Raw genomic sequence first — 18348 nt, 5'->3', positions numbered from 1 at the left:
AAAAATCAAACCACGTTCATGGCGAGCGCGCTCTCGCGATAGTGCAGGCTCGCCTTTTCGCTATCGCCGAGTTGTTCATGCAAACGAGCCAGCGCCCGATGCGTGCGAATCTTCAACGGTTCGTTGTCCGCAAGTTTCAACGCCGACTCCAGGAACGCCTGCGCCTTGCCCCACAACTGCTGATGCAGGCACAAGCGGCCGAGCGTGAACATCAGGTCCGCGTCTTCGGTGCGCTCCTTCTGCCAGGCTTCGGCGCGCTGGATCAACGGCAATGCGTCGCCCGGTGATGCGCAATCCGGATATCGCCGCAACAAGCGTGCGTCCCAATTGTGATTCAACGCTTCTTCAACAATCTTGCGTGCATCGTTCCTTCGATCCAGCGCGATCAGAAGTTCGGCGGCAAGATCGGCAAGACGCGGCGATTGCCGCTCGGTCGCCGATAACGACTGCCAGAACTCCAGCAACGCGTCCGGGTTATGTCGCCGGTCACGCAGCAGATTTTCCGCCGCGACCTGACGCAAACGCACCGCGACCGCCGGATGCAGCGCCTCGCGTTTCTCCAGCGTCTTGACCAGCTTCAGCACTTCGCCCCAGTTCTTCAATTGCTGCTGCGCGCGCAACGCAATCTGCTGCGCATGCAGGCGCCGGCCGCCCTGTGCCTGCATCTCGGTCAGCGCAACGAGCGCGCCGTCCGCGTCGCGGCCATCGGCACGCATGTCGGCCGTTGCCATCAAACGCGCGTCCTGCCAGTCGCTGCCTTGAACCTTGGCGAGCCATTCGTCGCGACGCGCGTATTCGTGCATTTCGTGCGCCGCCTTGGCACCGATCAACCCGGCGGCACCGGCGTTTTCATCGGCGATAAGGGAATCGCGTGCGGATTTCTCCGCCTTCGAAAAGCGCCCGGCATACAAGTGGCCGATAGCATCGCGCAACGCGGTATTTGCCTTCGCGAGCCGCGAGCGGGTCCGGTACGCCGATACGCGCTGTGGCATCTTCAAGACGCTGCGAATGGCGCGCAACACGGCGTAGATCACGATAAACGATACGACCAGCGCCACCACGAACAGATTCAGCGATATATCCACGCGATAAGGCGGCATGACCAGCAGCACTTGCCCGCCGTCGAAGACGCCAACGAGCGCCAGGCCCGCAGCTGCCGCGAACAGCAGTACAAACCAGATAAGTCCGCGCATCGTCATCATCCGCCTCGCTTGAACTGGTGGACCGCCGCGAGACTCGCGTTCAGATCGGGCACGGTGACCGCGAGCGACGCCTGATCGACTTGTTGCAAGAGCGTATGAACCGCCTTGACCTTGCCTGACGATTGATCGAAATACCGGCCGAGCGCGGTGTCGGCGGCATGAAGATCCGACTTGAGCGCGGGTTCACTGCGCGACAACAACGACAAGCGCGCCGACAACAACCGCAGCTTCACGTTTTCGCGCACGAAATAACCTTGATCCGGCGAAGCGAGCATGGCGTCGGCGTTATCGATACGACGCACCGACACAAGGCTCGACAACTGCTGCCCGATACCGCTGGCAATCTGCTCCAGCCACACTCTCCAAACCGGCTGGCCCGTCTTGGCAGCGATGGCGGCGGTGTCGCGCGGCGTATCGGCGTGGGCTGTTGCCGGCGTGATCGGCGCTTCCCCGGCCAGCGGCAGGGAGTCGATCTGATCGATGGCCGTGTCCAGCTTGATGGCCAGCCCGGTGAGATCGGTGGACGGCGTTGCGCGCAACTTGTCCATGTCCTGAGCGATAGCCTTGCGGATAGTCACGATCTGCGGACCCGTGGTCGCAGCCAAACGGGTGTCCGCGCTTTGCAGCGCGAACAGCGCAAGCTGCACGTTGCCGGTGAGCTGCAACTGCTGGCTCGCGCTCGAAAGAATCTGCTCGACTTCGGCGAGCGTCCAGTCGTCGCGATTGCTCGCGAGATCCTGGTATTGCTGCTGCAGCGCCTGGCTTTGCGCCTGCGCGTCGGTGAGCTTGCCCTGGAACTGGATGATCTGTGTATTGATGGCCGTTACAGAACTGGCGGCCTGATCGGCCTGTGAGCGCAGCGCGGAAGTTTGCGCGTCGTTCGCTTGAAGACGCTGCGCGAACTGCGCGTCGCGCTGATCGAACTTGCGGTTGAGCATGAAGCCGCCCACGCCCGCGACCACCACGACAATCAGCAGCACCAGCCACAGCAGCGCAGTGCCCGTGCCACCGCCACGCTGTTTCGGCGGCTGAGACTCGTAGGGCGTGAACGGCGTATTCGGCGGGTTCGACGCCGGGGGCGGAGTCGACGTAGCGGACTGCGAGGCGGTTTTACTTGAGTCGTTCGAATCAGTCATGCGTGATTGAGCCGGTTGGTGAGCCGGCGTTGAAGCCGGCCTGGAATCCGTCGGCGCGGACTCCTGGTTGGTTTGACTGGACCGGCTGAACGGCGCTGCCGTCGAGGCCTTGTATCCATGTTCCTGCGCTTTTGCAACCTGCGCGTCGGATTCTTGTTCGGGTTCTTGTTGTTTCGCAAAGATGCCGCCAAGCGCCTGCACGATACGCTCATCGCCGGCGCCGGACACCGTAATCCTATCAAAACCCGCTTGCCGCGCGGCTTCGGCAATACGCGGATGCGGGCTCACCAGCGGCGCGTGCTTGAGCGTGAGGGTTTCATCGACAGTGAGATGCTCGCGGGCGAGCTCTTCAAGGTTGCGCACGCCTTCCGAACTCGTCAGCAGCCACGCGTGCGGGACGCCGGCGAGCAATGCGTGGACGCGCTCCCAGTCGCGCATGGACGGTTCCGGCACGATCCGCCGGTACGCCGCGACCTTCTCCACGGTCGCGCCCGCAGCGCTCAAAGCGTCTGCCAGCCATTCACGGCCGCCATCGCCGCGCACGATCAGTACACGTTTGTCCTTGAGACCCCCAAGGCCGAAATGCGCTTCGATAGCCGCATGCAACGCCTCGGAATCGTAACGGGGGTCCGTGGGCGTTTCGGTCGCCGTTGCGCCAGTCGCCGGACTGATGATCGTATAACCCGGCGCCGTCACGCCTTGCCGGCCGAGCGCGGCCACGCTGCCGGGGCCGACTACGCCGATAGGAATCTGCAAAGGCCACGCTGAATTGAGCGCGGCGAACGCGTGATCGATTGCATTAGGCGATACGAACACCACCAGCGCAAAGCCAAGCGGCGCGGGTGCGTACAGCTCGCCGAGCGCCGCGTGCAGCGGCGCGGCATCGGTCACGGGACCAATATCGATGAGCGGAAACTCGATTGACTCGAAACCGGCGCGCTCAAGCAACGCCAGCAGGGCGGCCGACTGGCCTAAAGGACGCGTGACGACAACAGCCGGTCGCACAGATGGCCCTTGCGCCGATGGTTGGGCAGATCCCTGAGCGCTCGCCATCAGTCGGCAGGCGAGGCAGCAGGAGGAATACGCGCGCCGCTCGCGGTGCTCAACTCACGGACGATCTCCATTGCGCCCTGCGCCTCCAGTTCGGCCGACACGCGGCTGCCGAGATCCAGCGCGGCCTGCACGTCGGCGGCACGGGCGGTGCCTTCGGCGCGCAAGACCCGCGTGCCGTCGACGGTGGATACACATCCGCGCAAATGCAGCACGCCGTCGCGCCAGTCGGCATAGGCCGCAAGCGGTACTTCGCAACTGCCGCCGAGCGAGCGCGACACCATCCGTTCGGCTTCGACAGCGGCGGCCGTCGCTTCATGGTGTAAAGGGGCGAGCCAAGCAGCGAGATTGTCGCGGCCGGTGCAGATCTCGATGCCCAGCGCGCCCTGCCCGGCGGCCGGCAAGCTGATTTCGACCGGCAAATTCACACGAATGCGCGACTCGAGGCCAAGGCGTTTCAACCCGGCGGCGGCGAGGATGATGGCCGCGTAATCGCCGCGATCGAGTTTGCCGAGCCGGGTATCGAGATTGCCGCGCAACGGACGGACGTCGAGATGAGGAAACTGCATGCGCAACATGGCTTCGCGGCGCAGGCTGGACGTCCCCACGATACTGCCTTCCGGCAACTCTTCAAGCGACGCATAGTGAGGCGAAACGAAGGCGTCACGCGGGTCTTCGCGTTCGAGAATCGTGCTCAGCGTGAAACCGTCAGGCAGTTCCATGGGCACGTCTTTCAGCGAATGCACGGCCAGGTCGGCGCGGCCGTCGGCCAGCGCAGCTTCCAGTTCCTTGACGAACAGGCCCTTGCCGCCGACCTTCGATAAGGTCCGGTCAAGAATCTGATCGCCGCGTGTCGTCATTCCGAGAATTTTGACGTCGCAAGATGGATATAATTTGTGCAGCGCAAACCGCACGTGCTCAGCCTGCCACATGGCTAGACGGCTTTCCCGCGAGGCAATGACCAGAGTGTCGGGCGGTGGCGTGGAAGGCGTCTCGGAGTTCATTGCAAAGTCAATCGGATGACGGGATGGATAACAAACAATGGTAGCACGCACGCCATTGCCCAATTACAGTCGGACCCCGCGCCCGAACGCCACGGCGCGGGCTTCGAGCAAGGCGGCAGGACGGAGACAGCAAGGGTATGCCGCATCGCGCGGCATCGCCGGGGCACGCATTTTATCGTGTGATCGCGGTTGGACGCCCTCGTTATCTCGGGTTTCGTCGGCTACGGTGTAATGAGGCATGGCAAAGCAGTCGAACGTCGCACCGGCCGGCGGTCTCGCGCCCTTTTGTCTTTTCTGGCGCTCGGCCGCCCCGGTATCCTGTCTCTGGCTTTCAAGAGGAATTCAACGTGACGTCTCCCGGATCGGCGCGCAACGCCCGCCCCCGCCGCAACGCTGTATCGAAGGATGCTTCTTCCGCCGCGCCCGCTACGACGCCCGCCGTTCGTAGCCGCACAGCCGCCGCTACCGTTTCTGCCAGCAAGGCGTCCAAATCCGCCGCCCCCGTGAAAACGGCTGCGACCGGCACGACGAAACGCGTGACGAACGGCCGGGTTGCGGCTGCGCCTGCGCCGGCAAAAGCCGCGAAGAACGGCAAAGCTCCTTCCCGCGCCCGCGATGACAAGGACCAGCCGCTTTTCGAAGACATCCGCTATCTCGGCCGCCTGCTCGGCGACGTGGTGCGCGAGCAGGAAGGCGACGAAGTGTTCGATGTCGTGGAAACGATTCGTCAGACAGCGGTGAAGTTTCGACGCGAGGAAGACAACGAGGCGTCGCAGACGCTGGAAAAGCGGTTGAAATCGCTGTCGCCCGAGCAGACGGTGAGCGTTGTGCGCGCGTTCAGCTATTTCTCGCATCTCGCGAATATCGCGGAGGACCGGCATCACAACCGGCGCCGCCGGATTCATGCGCTCGCCGGTTCCACGCCGCAGCCCGGCACGATGGCTTATGCCATCGAACGCCTGAAGGCGAGCCCGAACGCGAAGTCGGCGAAAAAAACGCTGCAAAAGTTTTTCGATGATGCGCTGATCGTCCCGGTCTTGACCGCTCACCCGACGGAAGTTTCGCGCAAGAGCATTTTGGACGCGCAGCACGAAGTCGCGCGGTTGCTGGCCGAACGCGATCAGGAACTGACCGCGCGCGAACGCGCGCAGAACGAAGCAATGTTGCGCTCGCGCGTGACATCGCTCTGGCAAACGCGGATGTTGCGCGACGCCCGCCTGACCGTTGCCGATGAAATCGAAAACGCGCTTTCGTATTACCACGCGACGTTTCTCGAAGAAATTCCCGCGCTTTATGCCGATATTGAAGCCGCGCTGAGCGAGCACGGCCTGCCCGCGCGCCTGCCGCCGTTCCTGCAAATGGGCAGCTGGATTGGCGGGGATCGCGACGGCAATCCGAACGTCACCGCGCCCACGCTCGTACACGCCATCACGCGCCAGGCCACCGTGATTTTCGAACATTATCTCGATCAGGTGCACAGGCTGGGCGCGGAATTGTCGGTATCGCATTTGCTGGCCGGCGCCAGCGATGCACTGAAGGCGCTCGCCGATGCGTCGCCGGATTCGTCGGCGCATCGGATTGATGAGCCGTATCGGCGCGCATTGATCGGCGTGTATGCACGGCTGGTAGCGAGCGCCGACGAGCGGCTCGGGACGGGCGTGGTCGCGGCGCGTAGCCGTCATCCGGCGAAACCGTATGCATCGGCGGCGGAATTTGCAGGCGATCTGAACGTGCTGATCGAATCGCTTGCCGCGCATCACGGTGAGTATTTGTCGGCGCCGCGTTTGTCGCCGCTGGCGCGCGCGGCCGAGGTGTTCGGCTTCCATCTGGCTAGCATCGACTTGCGTCAAAGCTCGGATATCCACGAAGCCGTGATCGCGGAACTGCTCGCGCGAGCGGGCGTGGAGGACGATTACGCGGCGCTGCCGGAAGCCGATAAAGTCGCGTTGATGCTGAGCGAACTGGCACAACCACGGCCGCTGCGCCTGCCCTATTTCGATTACTCGGATCTTGCGAAGAGCGAACTTGGCGTGCTGGAAACGGCACGCGTCACGCGCGAGAAATTCGGTACGCGCGCGGTGCGCAACTACATCATTTCGCACACGGAAACGGTCAGCGATTTGCTGGAAGTGATGTTGCTGCAGAAGGAAACGGGCTTGCTGCAAGGGCGGCTCGGACACGCGAAAGATCCCGCGCACGATGGCCTGATGGTGATCCCGCTGTTCGAAACCATTGCCGACTTGCGCAATGCGCCGCACATCATGGGCGATTTTTTTGCGCTGCCGGGCGTGGACAAGCTGGTTGAACTGCAAGGCGGCGAGCAGGAAGTGATGCTCGGTTACTCCGACAGCAACAAGGACGGCGGTTTCCTCACGTCGAACTGGGAGTTGTATCGCGCGGAATTGGCGCTGGTCGCTTTGTTCAAGCAGCACAAGACCACGCTGCGGCTCTTTCACGGCCGCGGAGGTACGGTCGGCCGCGGAGGTGGTCCGACGTATCAGGCGATCTTGTCGCAGCCGCCGGGCACCGTCGATGGCCAGATCCGCACGACCGAGCAAGGCGAAGTGATCGCGAGCAAGTTCGGCAATGCGGAGATCGGGCGTCGCAATCTTGAACTCGTGGTTGCCGCTACGCTGGAAGCATCGCTTCTGCCGCACGAAAACACGCCGCCGCAGTTGCCGCTGTTTGAAGCCACCATGCAGACCTTGTCGGATTCGGCAATGGCTGCGTATCGCGCGCTGGTTTATGAAACGCCCGGGTTCAAGGAGTATTTCTTCGAATCGACACCGATTTCGGAGATCGCGGAGCTGAACATCGGCAGCCGGCCGGCATCGCGGAAACTGCAGGATCCGAAGCAACGGAAGATTGAAGATTTGCGGGCGATTCCGTGGGGCTTCTCGTGGGGCCAATGCCGCTTGCTTCTGACCGGGTGGTATGGGTTCGGCAGTGCAGTGACCGGTTTCCTCGACGCCGCGCCCGACGCCGCCGAGCGCACCAAGCGTCTCGCGACGCTGAAGAAGATGCACAAGACCTGGCCGTTCTTCGCGAATTTGCTGTCGAACATGGACATGGTGCTGGCGAAGACGGATATCGCGGTGGCATCGCGTTACGCGCAGCTCGTCACCGATAAAAAGCTTCGCAAGCACGTGTTCGGCCGGATCGTGGCGGAATGGGAGCGGACGTCGAACGTGTTGTCGGAAATCACGGGGAACAACGAGCGGCTCGCGAATAATCCGCTGCTTGCGCGGTCGATTAAAAACCGCTTTCCTTATTTGGATCCGCTGAATCACTTGCAGGTGGAGTTGCTGAAACGCCACCGCGCGGGCGATGACAACGTGCGGTTAGGACGCGGGATTCATTTGACGATCAACGGGATTGCGGCGGGGTTGCGTAATACGGGGTGAGATAGCGAAAGCAAGGTGATTGCTTCATCGAAGAAGCCGGCTCGTGTCATACAAGCCGGCTTTTTCATTTCGTCGCCGTAAGTTTTCACGGTCCCTACAGGTTTTCGTCAGTATTTCCCTGCCAGCCGCGACGCTACAATAGCGCCCTCTTGTACCGGTACAAGTTGAGCGGTTATTCTGGTATCAAACAATACGAGCCGTTGCCCGACTTTCCAAAGTGCGTATTGAGCCTCATGCCCTTGTCACCCACCGCCAACAACACCGACGCCGCCCCGCCCCTCGACGCCACCCCAGCCCACGCTCTTGGCGACTTCATCCGTGCGCATCGGGAACGGTTGTCGCCAATGGCCGTTGGCCTGCCGCCCGGTCCGCGCCGCCGTACGCCCGGCTTGCGACGCGAAGAAGTCGCCCAGTTGTGCGGCGTCAGTCCGACCTGGTACACGTGGATCGAACAAGGACGGCCCGTGTCCGCCTCCGCCGACGCGCTTGCGCGCATCGCCGTGGCGTTGCAGTTATCACGGGCCGAACGGGCGTATCTCTTTGAACTGGCCGCCCAGCGCGACCCCGCCGAACCCGATCCGGCAGCGCAGGACGCGCCGGCAGCGCTGCTGAAATCGGTGGAACTGATCGATGCGCCCGCCTACGTCCTCGACCGGCAGTGGAACGCGTTGCGCTGGAACGCACAGGCGGCATCGCTATTCACCGGCTGGCTGGACGACGTTCAGGAGCGCAATCTGCTTAGCTTCACATTTACCGCGCCCGGGGCGCAAAGCTTGATCGTCGATTGGGAAACGCGCGCGCGAAGGCTGGTCGCGGAGTTCCGGGCGGATTCAATTCGCCATCTGAACGATGCTCCCACGCGCGCGCTGATCGATTCGCTCAGCGCCGCCAGCGATGCGTTCGCCCGTTTTTGGGCGTCGCAAGACGTGGGCGAACGGGAAGGCGGTACGCGGGAATTCAATCATCCAACCCGCGGGCGCCTGGTGTTTGACCAGATTACGTTCAAGCCGGCGCATCGGGAGGATTTGAAGCTGGTGATACTGGTGGGCTCGGACGCGGCGGAACGCATTCGAGAATAGCTAGTTCAGGTATACGAATCAGGGCTATCGGCATGCTTCTGCGCATCCTATAGCCGAAAAAAATGCCCGACCGGTACGATCGGGCAAAGCCGCTTCTCCCCGGCAGGGCCGCAGGAGAACGGGGACACATGGTGAGCTGTGCGGCCAGCGCTGATTGTTTCGCGCGCCGCGGGGCTCGTATCCGTTGTTACGCAGGCAAAAACGAGACGGATGCATCCGGATGCAAAAAAACCTGTGCGATTCGAAAGAATTATTTCTGTAAGATCAATCGCGCCGCCCACCCGACCGGTCCCATGACGACAACACTCCCCCACGACCCGACCCCCGACACCCTCGTGCAACTGCTCGATCGTGTCGCCAGCGAAGACGCCGCCGCGTTGCGCGCGCTCTACGATTTAACTTCCTCGAAACTGTTTGGCCTCGCGCTTCGTATATTGGTGAAGCGTGAGTGGGCCGAAGAAGTTTTACAGGACGCGTTCGTCAATATCTGGCGATACGCGGGCGACTACAAAGCCGGCCTCTCCGCACCGATGACCTGGATGGCGGCTATTGTCCGCAACCGGGCCCTCGATTATTTACGGCGGCAAAAGGCCAACGGGGCAAGCGCCGAAACAGAATGGAGCGACGCTTTGGACGATACCTTGCCCACCAATGAGGCAGATCCCTCCGACCAGATGTTGATGAGCCAGGAAGCGCGGCAACTCGCCATCTGCATGGGGCGGCTCGAAGCCAATCAGCGACAGGCCGTGGCGCTGGCCTATCTGCGTGACCAGAGCCACAGCGAAGTGGCCGATGTCCTGAAAGTACCGCTGGGCACGGTGAAGTCGTGGATTCGGCGCGGCCTCGAAAAACTCAAGACGTGCCTGGGAGGTCTGTGATGGATCTGCATCGACACGCAGGCCTGGTGGACCAACTCGCCGCCGAGTACACGCTCGGCGTGCTGCGCGGGGGATCGCGCAGACGGTTTGAAACTATTTCGCAGCACGATCCGGCGATACGCCTGGCCGTCGAAACCTGGCGTTTGCGACTAGCGGCAATGACCGAACTCGGGCCGGCGGTCGCGCCGCCGCCGGAGATCTGGCCAGCGATCGAGCGACGCTTGAACCTGGTGAACGCCCGGCGCGACGCGGCCGCGGCCCGGCCGGTTTCCCGGCCGAAGCCGAGCTGGTTCGAGAACCTGTCGTTCTGGCGTGGCTGGTCGATCGCCGCTACCGCGATCGCAGCGATTGCGCTGGTTGTGTCCATTCGCGAACTGTCGACGGTCGCGCCGGTGCCAGCCCCCGCGCCCGCGCCGCAAGTCGCGCAGGAGCCGCAGATTGGTTATGTCGCCACGCTTGCCGATGACAAATCGAACCCGAGGATGCTCGTCACCTGGGACGACCGGACTTCCGAGGTCATCGTTCGGCGTTTGAGCGGCTCGTCGGATCCCTCCGATAAATCCATGCAACTCTGGGGCCTGCCCAAGGAAGGACACCCGGTTTCGCTCGGCGTGCTGCCAGTCGGGGGAACCGCGCGGTTCAAAGCGGCTACTGTGAATGCGTATCCGATGTTGGCGGTGTCGGTGGAACCTGTCGGCGGATCGCCGAATCCGAATGGGCCGACCGGCCCGGTCGTCTATACGGGCAAGGTGATTCCGGCAGCGTGACGGTTGTTGTTTGACTAAAGAGCTAAGGAGCGTCGCCGAGACGCTCCTTTTTCTTTTGTGCCTTGCATGCGCGTGTTGACAGCCCGCTTCCCTCCGTTCGATGGTTCCCCGTTCTCATTGCCTGTAAAATCGCCAATTCTGCGGGTTTCTATCCGGATTGGGCTACGCCCGGCCGCCTGCCATCGACTTTCCGCCCTCTTACGAACATCACTATGACGTCTCAACTGCACAAAAAAGGCGAAGCCTGGTCGGCTCGCTTCAACGAACCAATGTCCGATCTGGTCAAGCGCTACACGTCATCGGTGTTCTTCGACAAACGCCTCGCGCTCGTCGATATCGAGGGATCGCTGGCTCATGCCGCCATGCTGGCCGCGCAAAAAATTATCGCCGATGCGGATTTTCAGGCCATTCAGAAAGGCTTGACGCAGATCCGCGGCGAAATCGAACGCGGCGAATTCGAGTGGAAACTCGACCTGGAAGACGTGCACCTGAACATCGAAGCGCGGCTGACGGCGCTTATCGGCGATGCCGGCAAACGCCTGCATACCGGCCGCTCGCGCAACGACCAGGTGGCAACCGATATCCGTCTTTGGCTGCGTGGCGAGATCGACCTGATTGGTGAATTGCTGGTCGCGCTGCGTCGTGCGCTGATCGATATTGCCGAGCAAAACGCCGAAACGATCATGCCCGGTTTCACCCATTTGCAAGTTGCGCAGCCTGTGACGTTCGGTCATCACCTGCTGGCTTACGTGGAAATGTTCAGCCGCGACAGTGAACGTCTGCTCGATTGCCGCAAGCGCGTGAACCGTCTCCCGCTTGGCGCAGCGGCGCTTGCCGGCACGAGTTATCCGATCGATCGTCACGCCGTGGCCAGGACGCTCGGCTTCGACGGCATCTGCGCAAACTCGCTCGACGCCGTATCGGATCGCGATTTCGCCATCGAATTTACAGCGGCGGCTGCGTTGATCATGACGCACGTGTCGCGCTTCTCCGAAGAACTCGTGCTGTGGATGAGCCCGCGGGTTGGTTTCATCGACCTGGCTGACCGCTTCTGCACCGGCTCGTCGATCATGCCGCAGAAAAAGAACCCGGACGTGCCCGAACTCGCGCGCGGCAAGACGGGTCGCGTGAACGGGCATCTGATGGCATTGCTGACGCTGATGAAGGGCCAACCGCTCGCGTACAACAAGGACAATCAGGAAGACAAGGAACCGCTGTTCGATACCGTCGATACCGTCTCGGACACCCTGCGCATCTTCGCCGAAATGGCAGCGGGTATCACGGTCAAACCGGACGCCATGCGCGCAGCCGCGCTGCAGGGTTTCTCGACGGCAACCGATCTCGCGGACTATCTGGTTAAACGTGGCCTGCCGTTCCGCGATGCGCACGAAGCGGTGGCGCTGGCTGTGCGTATCTGCGTGGACCGCGGCTGTGATCTGGCCGACCTGACGCTCGATGAAATGCGCGCGGAATTGCCGAACGTGGCGAGTTTGATTGGCGAGGATGTGTTCGAGTACCTCACGCTGGAGGGCTCGGTCGCCAGCCGGAATCACGCCGGTGGAACCGCGCCGGAACAGGTTCGGGCGGCGGCGAAGGCGGCGCGCGCGGCGCTGGGGTAATTAAGGCAGCCAGCGAAGCACATTGCGGGACCGATCGTAGCTAATTTGGCTACGATCGTAGCCGATGTGGCTACATTCGCGCGTAGCAACTGCCCGGCACGCAATCACCTCCGTTGTTTTCGGATCACCCATGATCATCCGTCCCAAGCTCAACTGGTTCCGCATGCTGTTCGTCTGGCGCGGGTCCGTGTTGCCGCAACTCCTGCCGCGCCTCGCGCTGATCTTCGTGTTGTCAGTCGCGGCGATCGTGATGCACGACCACGTGCGCAATTACCCGGTCGGGCTCGGCACGCCACCGTTCGCGCTGGTAGGTATCGCGCTCGCCGTGTTCCTGGGCTTTCGCAATAGCGCGAGTTATGAGCGATGGTGGGAAGGCCGCAAGCTGTGGGGTTCGTTGCTGATCCACGGCCGTTCAATTGCGCGGCAAGCACTGACGCTGCCGCGCGGCGTCAAAACCGAACACACGCGTGAGTTCATCGCGACAATGGGTGCGCTCGGTCACGCGCTGCGCCACGAAATGCGCCGCACCGATCCCCTACCCGATCTCGCCACGCGCCTCCCGCCGGCGCTTTATCAACGTGTCGTTCAAGCGCAATACCGCTCGTCACTGATCTTGCGATGGCTCGGCGAATGGGCGAGCACGCGCGCTCGCGAAGGTGCACTCGACGGCTACGGCGAGCTCGCCTTCGAGCAAAACCTGAACGAGTTGTCCGGCGTGATCGGCGGGTGCGAACGGCTGGCATCGACGCCCCTGCCGTTCTCGTATTCAGTGATGATCCACCGGACCGTGTATCTGTTCTGCGTGATGCTGCCGTTCGGGCTTGTCGATGGAGCCGGTCTGCTCACACCGTTGTTCGCGCTGCTGGTCGCGTACGCGTTCATGTCGCTGGAGGCGATTGCCGCGCAGATCGAAGATCCGTTCGGCCTGGAAGAAAACGACCTGGCGTTGACCGCGCTATGCGACTTGCTCGAATCCGCGCTCTACGATATGACCGCTGACCCGGCGTTCACGCGACCACCGAAGGCGTTGCCGGAGCCGGGCGTGGCAGCGCGCCGGTTTATCGTTACCTGAGAAGCCTGCGCATTGACAACGAAGGCCCGCATTCGCGGGCCTTTGTCATTCCACCATTCCTACGTCGTCCAATTATTTTTCGAGCGACACGCAATCGACGAAATACTCGATGCGCCCATTGATCATCTCCCCAACCAAGCCGTGGATATCCGTATGGAAGCCCGGGAAACGCTCGTTGAATTCACGCGCAAAACGCAAATAATCGACGATCGTCTTGTTGAACCGCTCGCCCGGGATCAGCAACGGGATGCCCGGTGGATACGGCGTCAACAGAATGCTGGTGACACGCCCTTCGAGTTCATCGATAGGTACACGATCGATCTCCCGATGCACCAGCTTCGCATAAGCATCCGACGGTTTCATGGCCGGTTCCATGCTGGACAAATACATCTCGGTGGTCAGCCGGGCGATATTGTTGGCCCGATAAACGCTATGGATCTGCTCGCAAAGATCCTTCAACCCCATGCGCTCATACGACGGATGCAGCGCAATGAAGTCCGGCAACACACGCCACAAAGGCTGGTTGTTGTCGTAGTCATCCTTGAACTGCTGCAACTCGGTGACCATCGAATTCCAACGGCCTTTCGTAATGCCGATCGTGAACATGATGAAGAACGAATACAACCCGGTCTTCTCCACGATAATTCCGTGCTCCGCCAGATATTTCGTCACGATGGCAGCCGGAATGCCTGTCTCGCCGAATTCGCCGTCCACGTCCAGTCCGGGCGTGATGATGGTCGCCTTGATCGGATCGAGCATGTTGAAGCCTTCGGCAAGCGCCCCGAAACCGTGCCAGCGGTCATTCGGCTTCAATACCCATTCCTCACGATCGCCAATGCCCTCTTCCGCGAGCGCTTCCGGTCCCCATACCTTGAAGAACCATTCGTCGCCGTATTCGTCGTCGACCTTGCGCATGGCGCGGCGGAAATCGAGCGCTTCCGCGATCGACTCCTCCACCAGCGCCGTGCCGCCCGGCGGCTCCATCATGGCTGCGGCCACGTCGCAGGACGCGATGATCGCGTACTGCGGGCTCGTGGACGTGTGCATGTGGTATGCCTCGTTGAAACGATGCTTGTCGAACGTGCTGTTCTCGGAGTCCTGGACCACGATCTGCGACGCCTGCGAAATCCCCGCGAGCAGCTTGTGCGTGGAGTGCGTGGCGAACACCAGCGCGCCCGTACGCGGACGCCCAGCGCCAATGGCGTGCATGTCCTGATAAAACTCGTGGAACTCGGCGTGCGGCAACCAGGCTTCGTCGAAGTGAAGCGTGTCGAGCAAATCGCCAAGCAGGTCCTTGATCATCTCGACGTTATAGATCACGCCGTCATAGGTACTTTGCGTGATGGTCAGAATGCGCGGCTTTGCGTTCGGGTTTTTTGCCAGCGCCTCACGCGTGAACGGGTTCGCTTCAATCTTCTTGCGGATGTTTTCCGGTTTGAATTCGTCGCGCGGAATCGGTCCGATAATGCCGAAGTGATTGCGAGTAGGCGTCAGGAACACGGGAATGGACCCGGTCATGGTGATCGCGTGCAGGATCGACTTGTGGCAATTGCGGTCGACCAGGACGATATCGCCAGGCGCAACGGTCGCGTGCCAGACAATCTTGTTCGACGTCGACGTGCCATTGGTCACGAAGAACAAATGGTCCGCGCTGAAAATGCGCGCCGCATTGCGCTCGGACGCCGCGATCGGGCCGGTATGGTCGAGCAACTGGCCGAGTTCATCGACGGCATTGCAGACGTCCGCCCGCAACATGTTCTCGCCGAAGAACTGGTGGAACATCTGCCCGAGCGGGTTCTTCAGGAACGCCACGCCGCCCGAGTGCCCCGGGCAATGCCACGAGTACGAACCCTCTTCCGCGTACTGCACGAGCTCCTTGAAGAACGGCGGCGCCAGCGCGTCGAGGTAGACCTTCGCCTCGCGAATGATGTGGCGCGCCACGAACTCCGGCGTGTCCTCGAACATGTGAATGAAGCCGTGCAGCTCGCGCAAGATGTCGTTGGGCAAGTGCCGCGACGTACGCGTTTCGCCGTACAGGAAAATCGGGATGTCGGCATTGCGTCGTCGGACTGCCTGCACGAACGCGCGCAACGCAACGATTGCAGAGGCCAGCTCCGGCGTATCGCCTTCGGCCACCACCACGTTATCCACATACGGCAGCAACTCGTCATCGTCGATCGACAAGATGAAACACGACGCGCGGCTCGATTGCTGCGCGAACGATGTCAAGTCGCCGTAACTCGTCAGCCCGAGCACCTCGACGCCTTCACCCTGAATCGCCTCGGCGAGCGCGCGGATGCCGGAACCCGAGATGTTCTCGGAGCGAAAATCTTCGTCGATGATGACGACGGGAAAACGGAACTTCATGCGGCGAATCTCCAAATGGAACGACCGCTGACCGAGTTGTGCATGCTCGAGTCCAGCGGTCTTTCAAAAAGCGTTGCAACGACGTTTCTGATGATCAAGAAACGTCAGGTTTTCGGCAGTGTTACGCCGATTTGCCCTTGGTACTTGCCCCCACGATCGGCGTATGAGGTCTCGCAGATCTCATCGCTTTCAAAGAAGAGAACCTGCGCCACGCCTTCGTTCGCGTAGATTTTGGCAGGCAAAGGTGTCGTATTCGAGAATTCCAGTGTCACAAATCCTTCCCATTCGGGCTCGAACGGCGTCACGTTCACGATGATCCCGCAGCGTGCATACGTGGATTTGCCGAGACAAACCGTCAGGCATGAGCGCGGGATCCGGAAGTACTCGACCGTGCGCGCAAGCGCGAAAGAGTTCGGCGGGATGATGCAGACGTCGCCCTTGAAGTCGACGAACGATTTCTCGTCGAAATTCTTCGGGTCGACAATCGTCGAATTGATGTTGGTGAAGATCTTGAATTCGTCTGCCACACGAATGTCATAACCGTAGCTGGACGTGCCATAGCTCACGATCTTGCGGCCATCTTCGGACACCCGCACCTGATCGCGCACGAACGGCTCGATCATGTTGTGCTCTTCGGCCATGCGCCGGATCCACTTGTCGGACTTGATGCTCATAGGGAACGCTACCCAACGAAAGAGGCGGCTTGGAAAGAGGCCGCCGGGCTTGAAACAGGGCGCGGCCGGAGACTCGGGATAAATGCAGAAGCACGCCGAAGCCAGCCAGACCAGACGAGAAGCGCGTATTTTACTTGATGCGCGGGATGTGCGACGCGGCTATGCCAACAGGCCAGGCCGCGCGCCGCAACGGCCTGATTTCATTGAAAGATCACTGCCGGATCACGCCGCACGCGAGTGCGGGACCGGCGCCGTGCGGCACGACGGCGTAAGAGTCGGCAGCGTCGCGATGAAGCACGATAGCGCGCGACAACACCGAGCGCACGCCGTCGAGCGACACGTCGGGCGCAACGATGAAACCCGTCGCCGTACCGTTTGCATCGGCGCGAATGCTGGCGAGGTCACCTTCGACCTTGGAACCGGAGTCACTGCGTTCGGACGCGGGCGCAAATACGGGACCGCCGTCGGAAGATGCGGGGATGATGCAATCGCCGCGTTCATGAATCTGCAGCGCGTGCTCGCTATTGGGCGGCATTCCCGACAGGTTGTAAGACACCTGGACGCCATCCGAGCGTTCGATGAACGTGACCGTGCCAGTCGCGGCATTGCCGCCGGTAGGCTGCAACGTGGCATCGGCACGCTTTTCGTGGTTCTGGAACAGGAGGCCGCAGCCGCCGAGCAGCATGACACTCGCCAACACGGTGACCGTGGTGCATGCAGCCGTGCTCAAACTTAGTATCAGGCTCGGGACCGGGTGACTCGCAGCAGGCAGTCTGCGCGATTCAGGCCCGTCGAATCTTTGTTTCATGCGATCCTCATGGCGACCCGCGACCACCCCGTGTGTTCACCTGGCCGCGCCAATCAAGGCGACATGATACCGCGACACGCGCCGCCAAAATCGCCCGCGTCCTCGTGTCGCCTAAGTGTTTTGCACGACGATGCTCGGGAACATCGACGTCATGTCGCGCTGGCGTTCGGCAATCGAAATAGCCACCTTGCGCGCGATCGACCGGTAAGCCTCTGCAATCTTGCTATCCGGTTCCGAGACAACCGTCGGCTGGCCCGCATCGGTCTTCTCGCGGATCGCGATATCGAGCGGCAAGTGGCCGAGCACCGGCACGCCATATTCCTTCGACATCCGCTCGCCCCCGCCTGCCCCGAAAATATGTTCTTCATGGCCGCAATTCGAGCAGATATGCGTGCTCATGTTCTCCACGATACCGAGAATCGGGATGCCCACTTTCTCGAACATCTTCAGGCCCTTCTTGGCATCGAGCAACGCAATGTCCTGCGGCGTGGTGACAATCACCGCGCCCGTGACGGGCACTTTCTGCGAGAGCGTGAGCTGGATGTCGCCGGTACCGGGCGGCATGTCGACGACCAGGTAATCAAGGTCCTTCCAGTTGGTCTGGCGCAGCAATTGTTCGAGCGCGGACGTGACCATCGGGCCACGCCATACCATCGGGTTGTCCTGTTCGATCAGGAAACCGATCGAGTTGGCTTGGATGCCATGGCCGATCATCGGGTTCATCGACGTGTTGTCGGGCGATTCCGGCCGGCCGGTGATGCCGAGCATCATGGGCAGCGACGGACCGTAGATATCCGCGTCCAGCATGCCGACCGATGCGCCTTCCGCGGCCAGCGCGAGCGCCAGGTTCACGGCGGTCGTGCTCTTGCCGACGCCGCCCTTGCCCGACGCGACCGCAATGATGTTCTTCACGTTCGGCAGCAGCTTTACGCCGCGCTGGACCGCGTGCGCGACCACTTGCGAGGTGACCGTAACCTGTACGCCGGCCACGCCCGGCACGCCGCTGACGGCGTTCGCCACAAGCGTGCGAATGGTGTCGAACTGGCTTTTCGCCGGATAACCCAGCACGATGTTCACGGTGACGTTCGCCCCGTCCACGGCCACGCTGCGGATGCTTTTCGTGTCCGCGAAAGTGCGGCTGGTATTAGGATCGATCAAACCGCCGAGTGCGGTATCGATCTGGGCGCGATCAAGACTCATCGAAACTCCAGGGGAACGCTTTTTGCTTTGGCGGATCGAATTGTCCGCACGCAAAGTATGAAATTGAAAGGAATTGTTGCACCACGTT

General features: G+C 61.6%; 13 protein-coding genes. 6 read left to right on the top strand and 7 right to left on the bottom strand.

Going from position 1 to position 18348, the window contains the following annotated elements; translation table 11 throughout:
• Positions 1-5 precede the first annotated feature (5 nt).
• The 3 genes from ACMX25_RS16510 to hemC are packed head-to-tail and all read right to left on the bottom strand — an operon-like array spanning position 6 to position 4392.
• Positions 6-1199 (bottom strand): heme biosynthesis protein HemY, encoded by a 1194-nt coding sequence (locus ACMX25_RS16510; protein WP_414951112.1) that lies wholly within the window; start codon positions 1197-1199, stop codon positions 6-8.
• Entirely contained in the window at positions 1199-3391 is a 2193-nt protein-coding gene (hemDX, locus tag ACMX25_RS16505; RefSeq protein ID WP_414951065.1) for a fused uroporphyrinogen-III synthase HemD/membrane protein HemX, read from the bottom strand. Before hemDX ends, ACMX25_RS16510 begins: the two co-directional genes overlap by 1 nt.
• Positions 3391-4392 carry a hydroxymethylbilane synthase gene (hemC, locus tag ACMX25_RS16500; RefSeq protein WP_414951064.1) on the bottom strand — a complete coding sequence of 334 codons (1002 nt, stop codon included), beginning with the start codon at positions 4390-4392 and terminating at the stop codon, positions 3391-3393. Before hemC ends, hemDX begins: the two co-directional genes overlap by 1 nt.
• Before the next feature lie 347 nt (positions 4393-4739).
• On the opposite strand from hemC, the gene ppc reads away from it, so the two are divergent.
• The 6 genes from ppc to ACMX25_RS16470 all read left to right on the top strand — a co-directional run bounded on the left by ppc (position 4740) and on the right by ACMX25_RS16470 (position 13211).
• Positions 4740-7796: a phosphoenolpyruvate carboxylase gene (gene ppc, locus ACMX25_RS16495; RefSeq protein WP_414951063.1), complete on the top strand. Its 3057-nt coding sequence runs from the start codon at positions 4740-4742 to the stop codon at positions 7794-7796.
• Positions 7797-8029: 233 nt separating this feature from the next.
• A complete protein-coding gene (locus ACMX25_RS16490; protein ID WP_414951062.1) occupies positions 8030-8875 on the top strand; it encodes a helix-turn-helix transcriptional regulator in 846 nt (281 codons plus the stop codon).
• Positions 8876-9003: 128 nt separating this feature from the next.
• Positions 9004-9753, top strand: a complete 750-nt coding sequence (locus ACMX25_RS16485; protein WP_414951061.1) for a sigma-70 family RNA polymerase sigma factor — start codon at positions 9004-9006, stop codon at positions 9751-9753.
• The gene (locus ACMX25_RS16480; protein WP_414951060.1) at positions 9753-10520 is read left to right on the top strand and encodes an anti-sigma factor; all 768 of its coding nucleotides are present in this window, start codon (positions 9753-9755) and stop codon (positions 10518-10520) included. Before ACMX25_RS16485 ends, ACMX25_RS16480 begins: the two co-directional genes overlap by 1 nt.
• A 212-nt stretch (positions 10521-10732) precedes the next feature.
• Positions 10733-12139, top strand: a complete 1407-nt coding sequence (gene argH, locus ACMX25_RS16475; protein ID WP_414951059.1) for an argininosuccinate lyase — start codon at positions 10733-10735, stop codon at positions 12137-12139.
• 130 nt (positions 12140-12269) lie between these two features.
• Positions 12270-13211: a bestrophin family protein gene (locus ACMX25_RS16470; protein WP_414951058.1), complete on the top strand. Its 942-nt coding sequence runs from the start codon at positions 12270-12272 to the stop codon at positions 13209-13211.
• A gap of 72 nt (positions 13212-13283) precedes the next feature.
• Here ACMX25_RS16470 and ACMX25_RS16465 read toward each other — a convergent pair whose 3' ends face one another.
• From ACMX25_RS16465 to apbC, 4 genes are all read right to left on the bottom strand, one after another.
• Positions 13284-15578, bottom strand: a complete 2295-nt coding sequence (locus tag ACMX25_RS16465) for an Orn/Lys/Arg family decarboxylase (RefSeq protein ID WP_414951057.1) — start codon at positions 15576-15578, stop codon at positions 13284-13286.
• A 104-nt stretch (positions 15579-15682) separates the two neighbouring features.
• Positions 15683-16252 (bottom strand): dCTP deaminase, encoded by a 570-nt coding sequence (dcd, locus tag ACMX25_RS16460; RefSeq protein WP_414951056.1) that lies wholly within the window; start codon positions 16250-16252, stop codon positions 15683-15685.
• A 211-nt stretch (positions 16253-16463) separates the two neighbouring features.
• The gene (locus ACMX25_RS16455; RefSeq protein WP_414951111.1) at positions 16464-16937 is read right to left on the bottom strand and encodes a superoxide dismutase family protein; all 474 of its coding nucleotides are present in this window, start codon (positions 16935-16937) and stop codon (positions 16464-16466) included.
• 234 nt (positions 16938-17171) lie between these two features.
• A complete protein-coding gene (apbC, locus tag ACMX25_RS16450; RefSeq protein ID WP_414951055.1) occupies positions 17172-18260 on the bottom strand; it encodes an iron-sulfur cluster carrier protein ApbC in 1089 nt (362 codons plus the stop codon).
• Between the last annotated feature and the right edge of the window lie 88 nt (positions 18261-18348).

Origin of the sequence: Caballeronia eucalypticola, from assembly GCF_047608185.1 — a bacterium.
GTDB lineage: Bacteria > Pseudomonadota > Gammaproteobacteria > Burkholderiales > Burkholderiaceae > Caballeronia.
Note: the sequence above shows the minus strand (reverse complement) of the source record. Positions and strands in the feature narration are given on the sequence as shown.